This is a genomic window from Alteromonas sp. 4NS20-0143, from assembly GCF_057542855.1.
In genome coordinates, this window is sequence record NZ_BAAJLR010000002.1 from 244,463 (window position 1) to 257,093 (window position 12,631).

The 12,631-nt window shown below is 44.0% G+C and carries 8 protein-coding genes; 3 read left to right on the plus strand and 5 right to left on the minus strand.

All coding sequences use genetic code 11. The annotated features are described in order from the left end of the window. Positions 1 to 52: 52 nt before the first annotated feature. Both AC27HD_RS04805 and AC27HD_RS04810 read right to left on the minus strand, forming a co-directional pair. Entirely contained in the window at positions 53 to 913 is an 861-nt protein-coding gene (locus AC27HD_RS04805; RefSeq protein WP_487104178.1) for a diguanylate cyclase, read from the minus strand. A 165-nt stretch (positions 914 to 1,078) separates the two neighbouring features. After that, positions 1,079 to 1,555 (minus strand): hypothetical protein, encoded by a 477-nt coding sequence (locus tag AC27HD_RS04810; protein ID WP_487104180.1) that lies wholly within the window; start codon positions 1,553 to 1,555, stop codon positions 1,079 to 1,081. A 447-nt stretch (positions 1,556 to 2,002) separates the two neighbouring features. Here AC27HD_RS04810 and AC27HD_RS04815 point away from each other — a divergent pair, with 447 nt between their 5' ends. Together AC27HD_RS04815 and AC27HD_RS04820 are read left to right on the plus strand one after the other, a co-directional pair. Further along, positions 2,003 to 3,049, plus strand: a complete 1,047-nt coding sequence (locus tag AC27HD_RS04815; RefSeq protein WP_487104182.1) for a PLP-dependent cysteine synthase family protein — start codon at positions 2,003 to 2,005, stop codon at positions 3,047 to 3,049. Between the two features lie 42 nt (positions 3,050 to 3,091). Next, on the plus strand, positions 3,092 to 4,351 hold the full coding sequence (locus tag AC27HD_RS04820) for a DUF2891 domain-containing protein (protein ID WP_487104184.1): 1,260 nt from the start codon (positions 3,092 to 3,094) through the stop codon (positions 4,349 to 4,351). A 665-nt stretch (positions 4,352 to 5,016) separates the two neighbouring features. Here AC27HD_RS04820 and AC27HD_RS04825 read toward each other — a convergent pair. The 3 genes from AC27HD_RS04825 to prfC form a co-directional block, all read right to left on the minus strand. After that, positions 5,017 to 5,589 carry an NADPH-dependent FMN reductase gene (locus tag AC27HD_RS04825; RefSeq protein WP_349377921.1) on the minus strand — a complete coding sequence of 191 codons (573 nt, stop codon included), beginning with the start codon at positions 5,587 to 5,589 and terminating at the stop codon, positions 5,017 to 5,019. A gap of 239 nt (positions 5,590 to 5,828) precedes the next feature. Next, the gene (argS, locus tag AC27HD_RS04830; protein ID WP_487104185.1) at positions 5,829 to 7,559 is read right to left on the minus strand and encodes an arginine--tRNA ligase; all 1,731 of its coding nucleotides are present in this window, start codon (positions 7,557 to 7,559) and stop codon (positions 5,829 to 5,831) included. Positions 7,560 to 7,568: 9 nt separating this feature from the next. Further along, positions 7,569 to 9,158 (minus strand): peptide chain release factor 3, encoded by a 1,590-nt coding sequence (gene prfC, locus AC27HD_RS04835; protein ID WP_032094579.1) that lies wholly within the window; start codon positions 9,156 to 9,158, stop codon positions 7,569 to 7,571. A 385-nt stretch (positions 9,159 to 9,543) separates the two neighbouring features. On the opposite strand from prfC, the gene AC27HD_RS04840 reads away from it, so the two are divergent. Then, positions 9,544 to 12,528 (plus strand): TonB-dependent receptor plug domain-containing protein, encoded by a 2,985-nt coding sequence (locus AC27HD_RS04840; protein ID WP_032094474.1) that lies wholly within the window; start codon positions 9,544 to 9,546, stop codon positions 12,526 to 12,528. The last annotated feature ends 103 nt before the right edge of the window (positions 12,529 to 12,631 follow it).

Below are 12,631 nucleotides of genomic sequence, written 5' to 3' on the forward strand. Positions count from 1 at the left end.
CCGTAATTTCGCCTTAAACTAAACTCTCATTTTGAATAATTCAAAGTCCCGTTTACTGTAAATTATTTATATCCAACCAAAACTCAGCTCTGTCGAGGGGAGTATCAGGATGTAAATGAGGGTTGCCCACTCGAAAGACTGTTCGTTGGGCTATATTTGCTTTGGTAAGCACGTCCTGAATCATGGAATTGCTGAAAAAGAGTTCGTCGTAACTACCATCCTCTATCGCCATTTCAAACCCGCGGTATAACAGGCTATGTAGCCGTTCGTTATTCTTATTGACGTAAAAGTACATAGCATAGGGGTATACCAGCATAACGTTGCTATCCACAACGAGGCCGAGGTGTTTATGGTTTTCAGCTTCAATAAATGGTTCGTGAAGCGCCCTCGGGAAATAATCAAACCTACCGCCTTCTAGCATGGGAAATAAGTTTTTATATTTAATTGTCGTGACGGTTGGTATCTCCGCACTCTTTAAAATTTGTGTATCTCCCCAGAACCTTCCCTGACCCGCTTCAAATTGCAGTAAGTCTTCAAACGTTCTAATGGTGGCAAAACGGGCTTTGTCTCGCTCTCGAATTAAGAAAATACGATGTCCTAACAGTCCTTTTAACACCGGAATACGCACTGCTTTAAGACGTTCGTCTTTTTCTTTATCTCCTCCGGACCACATGACATCAACATGTTCTGATTCAACTTCACTGACCAACTGTGCTTCATTAAGCACTTCCGGTAGAGTGGATAGGGTTATTGATGGCGCACTTTTACTTAGCGAAAGCGCCAAAATATCGTAAAGAATTTGCTCCTTTTCGCCTTGCACCTTTGGAACGACTACTGTTTGAGCATTGGCAAGAGAGAGAGAAATAGGGAGTAAACAACTAAGTAGTAAAGAGTACTTTCGCCATATCTTCATTGTAAAAAATTTCGCTTAAGATGCACACAGTTACCAAGTGTAGTACAAAGTAAACAATTTGGAGTATTGAAAACTCAGAGTGACTAACGACTCGTTAGTGGCATGGAAGAGGGATAGCTTCCCACGTCGAAAAGATGTTACACCGTTAGATGAGACCACGTTCTCTCAATCTTCGCAGAACGCCGATTCAGTGATGCCGTCAGATAAATAAATATGACACCCGAATAGATCCGTTGAGTGTAGACATACACCCTCGGCGCGGGCTCCTAGTTCAGCATCGCTATTTTGAGCCACGCAAGCTACCTCACATTCAGCACTGTCCTTGCACGCTTTCCCTGCATCGCTTGCAGGCAAAACACAAGATTCGTGCTGCTGCATACCCAGCTTTTTCCACGTTCCACCTTCCCTTTCACACACAGTTTCATGCGGAATCGCATAGGCTCTTTGAACAAGTGGTAAGGTGTAATCAACAACATGCTCTAGTTTTGCAATGTCTTTTGCGAGTATTTCAGGGGGTGGTTTGGCCCCACAAGCGGTGAGCGTTAATAGCAGTACAGATAAAAGACAGGCTACTTGAAAATAAATATTGGAATAAGCAATGCTTCTAAACAGCAACCTAATTTCACCCATGTTGATTTGCATAATAAAGAGCCTATTCTCATAATTAAGCAGCCCACTATCATCATTAGCACTATTGTATTTGCTAACCCCGCACTTACAGTAAAAGCTAAAATACATCCTGTGCAACCACAATCGTGTACTTTTATTTTTCTTGTATCATCTATGTGCTCAAACGATTGGGCAGTGCTTAGCAGTTAGCGGCTTTTAGTGTTTGAGCCAACGGACAATTTTGGCGACGCCGTAACTAAGAAATACCAAGTTTATATCTCGACCTACCTCTGTATTCACAAAGCATTTCCATACTCTTCACTAACAAGTTGACTAGCATAATATACCCAAAGGTGACAGCTTAAAGAAATATTGTCGCATTTTATCTTGTAAATCTAGAAAACATTGCATAAATAAACTGAAAAACCATTGCTATTCTACTTTTATAATTTCTACTTCGGCATGCTCCAAGGGGGTAAAATGACAGATTGGGTTTCCCAAGCGATAAAAAAGATAAATGCGGACTATCAGCGCTCAGCGGATACGCACCTTATCAAACTCGATGCACTCAAACTTAACGGTATCGATATCTACTTAAAAGATGAAAGTACCCATCCTACCGGCAGTTTAAAGCATCGCCTCGCCCGCTCGCTATTTTTATATGCCTTGTGTAACGGCAAAATAAATCAACACACTACCGTTGTGGAAGCATCTTCTGGAAGCACCGCGGTATCTGAAGCCTACTTTGCTCGTATGATTGGCGTTCCATTTATCGCAATCATGCCGCGCTCTACCGCCCTTAAAAAAATTGCGCTTATTGAGCAATTTGGAGGTCGCTGTCATTTTGTCGACTGCCCAACACAAATGCACGATGAGGCAATTCGTGTTGCTACGCAGAGTAACGGTTACTTTATGGATCAGTTCATGTTTGCAGAGCGCGCCACAGATTGGCGAGGAAATAACAACATTGCTGAGAGTATTTTTCACCAAATGGAGGCCGAACCTCACCCTCTGCCCCATACCATAGTGATGAGTGCGGGCACGGGCGGCACTTCTGCCACCATAGGGCGTTACATTCGCTTTAAAGGTATGACATCCAAATTGGTGGTGGTAGACCCTGAGTTCTCCGTGTTTTATAAAAGCTATAAACAACGAGACTCCTCATTAACGGCCAATAGAGGCAGTAGGATAGAAGGTATAGGCAGACCCAAAGTTGAGGCTTCATTTCAGGGTGATGTTATCGACGATATGATTCAAGTTCCTGATGCAGCAAGCGTGGCCACCATGCATTGGTTAAATAACACAATGGGTATAAAAGCGGGCCCGTCCACGGGGACCAATTTGTGGGGTGCGCTGGCAGTTGCTCAATCTATGTTAGAAAAAGGTGAGCAAGGCTCTATTGTTACGCTTATGTGTGACAGCGGAGAGCGCTATCTAGATACCTATTATAATCGCGAGTGGATTGACAGAGAAATAGGCAATACATGTGACTATGAAGAGATATTAAACGCCCTAGAAGTGGGTTAATCTCTAAGAAGGTAATTTCACGTTTACTAAAAAGGAATCTGTATGCGAAAGGTCAAGAACGCCATTCTCTGCTCTCTAACTGCTATTTTATTTTTCGCCAGTGCTATAGTCAGCGCGAGTGCTTCTTTTAACACTAGCGCTTCTTTGAACGCTAGCGCTGATGTGAACGCTAAAGGCCTTGCTACCAGTTTGAAGACTAGCGATGCAACGGCTGTTGCACACTTCAGTAACAACGCAAAAACTAGTACCAGTGCAGCATATGACTCAAGTAACAGTGATATCAAACAAGATAGCGGCTACGAGAAGGTATTTTCAGACCTCGCCCTTCAATGTATTCACCAAGAATACCCCAATATTATTAAACACACTATGAGCAGCAATGCCGATGCAAAGACGCCGAAAGCCCTTTACCCTGCATTTTATGGCTGTCTCGATTGGCACTCTTCCGTACACGGCCATTGGTTATTGGTTCGCATGCTCAATACCAGTAGCGATAACATTGCCACAGACACGATTATTGCCAGTTTGAATAAAAGTTTTAGCCAGCAAAATATCGAGGGCGAAGTAGCAACAATACAACGGCCAAATAATAACGCATTCGAACGCCCCTACGGCCTTGCATGGTTCTTACAGCTAACCGCTGAGCTGCGCCAATCGTCGTTGCCTGAAGCTGCCGTTTGGCTATCGCGACTAAAGCCGCTAGAAGCTATTATTGTCAAGCGAATAGAAAGTTGGTTACCCAAGCTCGCCTACCCCATACGCACAGGTGAACACAGTCAAACTGCCTTTGCATTTGGCTTAATGTTAGATTGGAGTCGTATTGCAAACAATGAGTCTTTTGAAGCTCTGCTTACATCCAGAATAAAAGATTACTACGAAGATGACACCACCTGCCCAATAAGCTATGAGCCATCAGGGCAAGACTTTCTTTCACCCTGCTTGGCAGAGGCGGATTTAATGCGCCGAGTTTTATCTAAAAAAGAATACGGCGAATGGCTCAATGACTTCTTCCCTACGCTTACCAGCACAAGCAACAATTGGTTGCAGCCCGCTACGGTAACCGATAAATCTGATGGAAAATTAGCACATTTAGACGGTTTAAATATCAGCAGAGCGTGGATGATTGAGGGTATGATAAACGCGCTAGACCCCAATGATCCGCGAGTAAGCGCTTTGCAAAATGTGATGAAAGCACATCGCGATGCAGGACTAAACGCAGTCCTTGAAGATATGCACTATATGGGAAGCCACTGGCTTGGCAGTTTCGCAAGCTATCTGGAAACGTCGAGAGGGATAAAGTAGAGGCTTTTTGTTATTGTCGTAAATTGGAACGCGGTTGACGATCAACATGGGCATATGCCATCTTTTAGTGAATTCTTTGGTTTAAATACCAAGGGGCTTTGTCGCTTGGGCTCAAAAGCTAAAATCGTTTTTACATTCAGGCAGGTAGTCCATTTATTCTTACTATAACCTTTAGCCGTATATCTTTTATCTAAATTCTGGAATGCCTTATGACCGAAACTTATCACCCTGGAAGCTTCTCCGCATTTTTTCTTATTGGAGTTGCCATCCTTGTACTGTTGATAAACATCAGTGTTTCGATAAATTTGTATAATTACAGCAAAAAGTTATACGAGCGAGAAGGTACGCACTTAATGTTCATTCATTCAGTCCTTTGGATACCTATCGGCTTGCTATCCGGTATGTTTGCAGCTGTATTAGTGAGCCTTATTTTATCCATACAACGTCGCTAGCGTTTCTGTGGCGTTTCTATAGCTTTGATGTAACTTTGATGAGACGTTAGCAGCAGCAATATTAGCCCCTTCACCACTGAAATTTCAGCGTTAATAAATAGCCTATAAACTAAAAACGCAGCTATAGAGCTGCGTTTTGCTTTTCACTAATTCTGCAAGTAAATAAAGCGTTGGCTATTTATGTTAGGTCAACTGCTTTACCCACAATCAATATTAATCGGCTAATTTACGCGCAAGCTCTGCGGTCTCTTTGCCTAAGTTTTTAAGCTGCTTTATTGTCTTTTCATCGCTTACGCTGCCTGAATCATCAAGCAAGGTGTTTACTTTCGCAATGGCCTTTTGATTTGGGCTAACAATAACGCCGATGTTTTCTAACAGCATTCTAAGCACTACCAGCACTCTTAAGCCACCTAACCCACCAGCAGATGCAGCCATGATACCAGCAACCTTTCCTTTGAATGCTTGAAGCGGCTTTTCACCTTCACTCATTCTAGAAGCCCAGTCGATAGCGTTTTTCAGCAAAGCAGGATAGCTGGAATTATATTCAGGCGACGCAATGAGAAAACCATCGTGCTCCATTAATAGCGCTTTAAACGCCAATGCTTTTTCTGGAATACCAAACTCAGCCTCTTCGTCTTCATTGAATATTGGCATTTGATAATCAGCTAGGTTGATAACGGTTACATCGGCCCCTGCTTCTTTTGCCCCTTCAGCGGCGACTTTTACGATAGCATTATTAAACGAACCGTCTCGAGTACTGCCAGCGAATGCGAGTATTTTTGTCATTGGTTTTCCTATTGTTGTTTTGTCGTTAATGTCTTGTCGTTATTTTTTTGTAATGGCCACGCTGTTTTTAGTATCAGCTTGTATGTAAACAAGCTGACCGGTTTACGCGCTTTAATATAAGCTTCAATCCATAAAGACAAAGCCTTGTTGACCTAGCTTGCAGAAATGAAAAAAGGCTGACATTACTGCCAGCCTCTTACTCATATAACTACTTTATACTGTGCAATGTATGACGTAGATTACATTTTTTCTAGTGTTTCGATACCGAGAAGGGTCAAACCTTTTTCCAACGTATTGGCAACTAAAGCTGACAATGCCAACCGGCTGTCGCGAACTGTTGGCTCTATGCCGTCTTTAAGCATTGGGCACGCTTCGTAGAACGTCATAAAGGCCGATGCCACATCGTACAGATAAGTACAAAGAATATGCGGCGTTGCCTCACGAGACACCATGCTGATAACTTCTTCAAATTGTAAAAGAAGTACCGCTAGCGCATGCTCTTGTTTTTCCACCAATGAAATATCAACCGGCAAAGACGCCATGTCTACCCCAGCCTTTCTAAATAAACTTTTCACTCGAGTATAAGCATACTGTAGGTAAGGCGCTGTATTGCCTTCAAAACTCAACATCGAGTCCCAGTTAAACATATAGTCAGTGGTACGGTTCTTAGATAGGTCGGCATATTTCACCGCACCAATACCTACCTTGTAGGCGACTTCATTCAGTTCGTCTTCGCTTAAATCGTTGTCACGTTCAGCAATCAGTTTGCCAGCACGCTCAATAGCTTCGTCTAGCAACTCTACCAACTTAACCGTTCCACCCGTACGCGTTTTAAAAGGCTTGCCATCGCTACCTAACATCATGCCAAACGGACAGTGCTCATAGGTTTGTGTTTCAAGCATAAAGCCCGCTTTGCGGCCTACAATTTCAGTTTGCTTAAAGTGCAACGCCTGACGGGCATCGGTAAGTATCAGCGTACGATCGGCATTTAACTTACCGCTGCGATAGCGCATTGCTGCAAGGTCGGTAGTGGCATAAAGGTATCCGCCGCCAGACTTTTGAACGATATAAACAGCAGGATTACCCTCTTTGTCGGCAAGTTCAGGAATAAACACCACGTGCGCACCTTGGTCTTCAACAGCAATTCCTTTTGCTTTAAGATCGGCAATGACATTAGCCAGATCGCTGTTGTACGCCGACTCACCCATAATATCGCTGCGAGTTAGACTGACATTAAGCTTTTTGTACACTTCTTCTGAATGAGTAATCGATACATCGATAAACTTTTCCCAAAGTGCTAAACATTTCTCGTCGCCACCTTGAAGTTTCACTACGTACTCTCTAGCGCGGTCAGCAAACCCCTCTTCGTCATCAAAACGAACTTTGGCTTCGCGATAAAAGTCTTCTAGGTCAGACAGCGCGGTTTCAGCCACTTCTTCTTGAAGCTTGTCAGACAGGTGTGCCAACAGCATGCCAAACTGCGTACCCCAGTCACCCATGTGGTTTTGGCGAATAACTTTATGCCCTAAAAACTCAAGCACCTTCACTACCGCGTCACCAATAATAGTGGTTCGCAAGTGCCCCACATGCATTTCTTTAGCTAAGTTTGGTGAAGAATAATCAACAACAATATTTTGTTCATCCGACTTAGCGATGCCCAAGCGAGGGTCAGCAAGTGAAGTTTCGCATTGGCTTGCAAGCCATTCGTCACTCAAGTGAATATTGATGAAGCCTGGGCCGGCTACTTCTAGTTTTGAAGATACGTCGTCAAGTTCTACTATTTCGACGATTTTCTCTGCAATGTCGCGAGGCTTTTGACGCAATTGCTTAGCCAGCGCCATAGCGCCATTAAACTGATACTCACCAAATTCTGGACGAGCACTGCGAGAAACGGGAATAGGCGCGTTTTCAACGCCCATTTTTTGAAGTGCTTCGCTGAATCGGTTAACTAATAGAGCATGTATATTCATAGTGTGTTCTTAATTTTCGCGCGTGTTCGTAAACTGAATGTCTGGGTAGCGCTCTTGCGCTAACTGAAGGTTCACCATAGTCGGTGCAATGTAAGTGAGGTTGTCTCCGCCATCTAGCGCAAGGTTTTGCTCACCCTTTCGACGAAACTCGTCTAACTTTTTCTCGCTATCAGAATAAACCCAGCGCGCTGTGCTTACATTGATATGCTCATACAAGGCTTCTACGTTGTACTCAGCCTTAAGACGCGCAACCACCACATCAAACTGAAGCACACCAACGGCGCCAACAATAAGATCGTTATTCGCAAGCGGACGAAACACCTGAACTGCGCCTTCTTCTGAAAGCTGTATAAGGCCTTTTAACAATTGCTTTTGTTTAAGGGGATCTTTTAGACGAATGCGTTTAAATAGTTCAGGAGCGAAATTAGGAATACCGCTGAATCGATAGTTATCGCCAGAGGTGAAAGTATCACCTATGCGAATAGTACCGTGGTTGTGTAAACCGATAATATCGCCGGCATAAGCCTCTTCAAGTAAAGAGCGGTCGCCGGCTAAAAACGTAAGCGCATCAGAAATACGAACGTCTTTACCTAAACGGCTATTGCGCATTTTCATGCCTTTTTCGTATTTACCCGACACAATTCGGCAAAACGCAATTCGGTCTCGGTGTTTCGGGTCCATGTTAGCTTGTATTTTAAATACAAACCCACTGAACTTGGCGTCTTTGCTGTCAACTTTGCCTGCTTCAGTATCACGACCTAAAGGCTCTGGAGCCCACTCGACTAAGCCATCGAGCATGTGGTCAACGCCAAAGTTACCTAACGCGGTTCCAAAGAATACTGGGGTTAATTGCCCCTCTAAAAACAGCTCTTTGTCGAAGTCATTTGACGCACCGCGTACTAATTCGAGTTCATCACGCAGTATATCTGCTAACTCGCTGCTTACTGCCTCATCAAGCTCAGGGTTATTCAGCCCTTTGATAGTGCGTACTTCTTGAATGGTGTGACCTTGACCACTTTGGTACAACACGGTTTCGTCGCGATACAGGTGATAAGTACCTTTAAATCGCTTTCCGCTGCCAATAGGCCATGTAATAGGAGCGCACAGAATATCTAGCTCGGTTTCAACTTCATCAAGAAGTTCTAACGGATCGCGAATGTCACGGTCGAGCTTGTTCATAAAGGTAACGATTGGCGTGTCGCGCAGACGAGTAACTTCCATCAACTTACGGGTTCTATCTTCTACCCCTTTTGCGGCGTCAATAACCATTAAGCAGGAGTCAACAGCGGTAAGTGTACGATAGGTATCTTCAGAGAAATCTTCGTGCCCTGGGGTATCGAGTAGATTCACTAAATGGTCGTTGTAAGGAAATTGCATAACCGAGGTCGTCACGGAAATACCACGTTCTTTTTCCATTTCCATCCAATCTGATTTGGCATGCTGGCCCGACTTTTTCCCTTTAACCGTACCTGCGGTTTGAAGAGCACGACCGAACAACAACACTTTTTCAGTAATGGTGGTTTTACCCGCATCAGGGTGTGAAATGATCGCAAACGTGCGTCGCTTTCCTATTTCTTCAAGAAGCTTTAGATCTGACATTAATAATAATCTTTTTCTGTGCTTTTGGATGTCGTGCTGATTAGCCAACTCGACTCCGACATTTGAACCACAATGCATTGAATTTCCATTTAGCGAATGTAATGAAAAAACAAAATTCGGGTGGTGTATTAATTGTTGGTGATTTTAGCATCTTACCGTCGGTAACAGTAGAGCCTTATTCCAAGAAATATTTACACGCTTAGCAGCAAAAGGATTTATTAACCTGAATCATAAAGAGTTCAATTTTAAACATATATTTTGTAAATATTACATAGCTCAGTTGATTATATGACAGCTTTGTGTATACATTAGATGTGCGCAAAAAAAACGCACACATAAAAAAAATCAAAAGTTCTAAGACAACACACAGTCTAGGGAGACTACAATGTTTACAAACCACAAGCTGGCTAAGTCAGTCAGACTAGCTTGCGCTTTCGGAGCTGCGGCTTCCATAGCATTATCCGGCAATGTGTATGCACAAGAAGATGCAGACAGCGAAGACGAAAAAGTCGAAAAAATTGAAGTTACAGGTTCTCGTCTACTTTCAAACCCAAATATTGCAGCTGCTACACCAGTACTAAGTGTATCAGGTGCTGAAGCTGCTGCTCGTGGTAACTTACGTGTAGAAGACTTCGTAAACGTGCTACCTCAGGTGTTCGCAGGTCAGGCCTCTGAAGTATCAAACGGCGCAACAGGTACGGCAACGCTAAACCTACGTGGTCTTGGTGCTAACAGAACTTTGGTGCTTATCGACGGTAAACGTCTGCCTTACGGTTCATCAAGCACAGCGGCAGCTAACGTCGATTTAGTGCCTACCCAAATGCTTGAGCGTGTAGACATCCTAACCGGTGGTGCATCGGCGGTATACGGCTCAGACGCTGTTGGTGGTGTTGCTAACTTTATTCTTCGTGACGATTTTGAAGGCGTAGAGTTCGGCGGTCAGTTTAGTTCAAACTACGCCGATAACGACAATGGTCTTTACGAAGGCGTTTTAAACGCAGCTAACCAGCCTATTCCTGGTTCAACCATGGATGGCGACGAAACTCTTATCTATACCATGTTCGGCGCCTCAACAGGCGATGGCAAAGGTAACGTAACCATTTATGCTTCTTATGAAGACAGAAATGAAATTGTTCAAGCAGACCGCGTATTCTCTGCGTGTACTCTTGGCCAAAGCAGCGGCGCATCTAGCTTTGAAGGTCTAGGCTGTGTTGGTTCTGCTAACTTCCGTTTATTTGGCGGCCCGGGTGGTTTTGCATTCCAAGAAGAAAATGGCAACATCATTCCTTACGCTGGCGGACCTGCGCAAACCTTTAACTTTGGTGCGCAAAACTTCTTCCAACGGCCTTCAGAGCGTTATCACTTTTACGCGAAAGGCGATTACGATTTAACTGAAAACCTAGAAGCTTATGCAGACTTCTCATTTATTAACAACACCAGTAACGCACAAATTGCTCCGAGTGCATCATTTGGTATTGGTGCTTATGACATAAACTGTGGTAACCCACTAATTCAAGGCAACAGCGGTATTGCGTTTACAGATATCTTTGGCTGTTCTGCTGATGATATCGCCAACAATGCCATTGTTAGCGGCGTGACCGCTTCTCACCGTAACGTGGAAGGTGGAGCTCGTGACTCTCGTCTTGAAAACAGCACATGGCGCTTTGTGGGTGGCTTAAAAGGCTTTATCGACGATACATGGGCCTGGAACGTATTTGGTCAAATCTCTGAAACTCGCGATCAAAGCGCTTCTACAAACGATTTTGTTGTAGCTAACCTACAACAAGCGTTACTTGCCACTACAGATGCCGACGGCAATGTCGTGTGTACTGACCAATCTGGCGGTTGTGTACCTTACAACATTTTCCAACGCCCAGGCGGTGAGAGCCAAGTTACGCAAGACCAGCTCGATTTCATTCAAGGTATTGGTATCGTTAACGGCGAAACCTCACAGAAAGTGTTTGGCGCAGACATTCAAGCTAACCTAGGCGATTACGGTATTCAGTTACCTACTGCTGACGATGGCATTGGCCTATTGATGGGTGTTGAGTATCGTAAAGATACGCTAGCCTCTTCACCTGATGAAATCAGCCAAGTTCAAGGCGGTGGTTTTACCGGTGTGGGCGGTGCGACTCTTGCCGTTGAGGGTTCTATTGAAGTTCGCGAATTCTTCTTAGAAACACAAGTTCCTTTACTTTCAGACGCACCTTTTGCTGAGCAGTTAGTGCTGAGCGCGCAATACCGCTTCTCTGATTACGATGCAAACGGCAATGGTACAAGCAACAGCTTTGATACCAATGCATACGGCTATCAGTTATCGTGGACACCGGTTGAAGACGTTAAACTACGTGCACAGTTCCAACGAGCGGTGCGTGCTCCTAACGTCATTGATTTATTCACAGGTCAAAACACCGGTCTTCCAAACTTAAGTCCTAAAGGTACTGATGCAAGTGGTGAGCAGCTATACGATCCGTGTGCGGGTAGTAACCCTCTTGCGTCACTAGAAACTTGTGCGCGCACGGGTGTAACTGCGGCTCAGTATGGCGGCATCCTTGACGTAATTTCAGGTCAAACACAGTCTCTAACAGGTGGTAACCCTAACCTATCGCCAGAAACTGCTGACACAGTAACCTTTGGTGCTGTAATTACACCTGAAAGCATTGAGGGCCTTTCAATCAGTATCGATTACTTCGATATTAAAGTAGATGACGCTATCTCTGCCGGTATTCCAGCACAGACTATCTTTGACAACTGTCTAGAAACAGGTGATCCAACATTCTGTGGTCTAATCACACGTTCATCTGCAGGTTCACTTGCAGCAGGTACGTTTGGTGTTGGTTTCCAGCAAACAAACTTGAATATTGCAACCCTTGAAACATCGGGTGTGGATTTACAAGTTGGCTATAACTTTGATACTGAGCTTGGCAACATCAAGCTAGATTACGCAGCAACATTGCTTGATGCGCTAGATACAGTGCCATTCCCTGGTGGTGATGCAGTTGAATGTGCGGGCTTCTTTGGTAACGCGTGTGGTGCGCCAAACCCAGAATACCGTCATAGATTTATGGCAACGTGGAACACCGAGCTAGACATCGATATTACAGCAACGTGGAGACACTTTGGTGCAACCGATAACGATGATGAAAACGATAATCTAGAAACCGGTTTCAATGCTATTAACTACTTAGATATCTCGGCAACGTATTACATGTCAGATAACTTCGAGTTTACGCTTGGTGCACTTAACTTACTTGGCGAACAGCCTCCTGTTTACTCAGGTGCTGGCCCAGCGCTAGGTAACGGTAATACTTACCCTACAGTGTATGATACAAGCACAAACTTCTTTGCTGGTCTTAGAGGTAAGTTCTAAAACACGTTTAGAATATAAGTTTAAAACATAAACATGTAGTCAAAGCCCGAGATATTCTCGGGCTTTTTTTTGCCTTTATTATTTTTGCCTTTACTATCTTGGA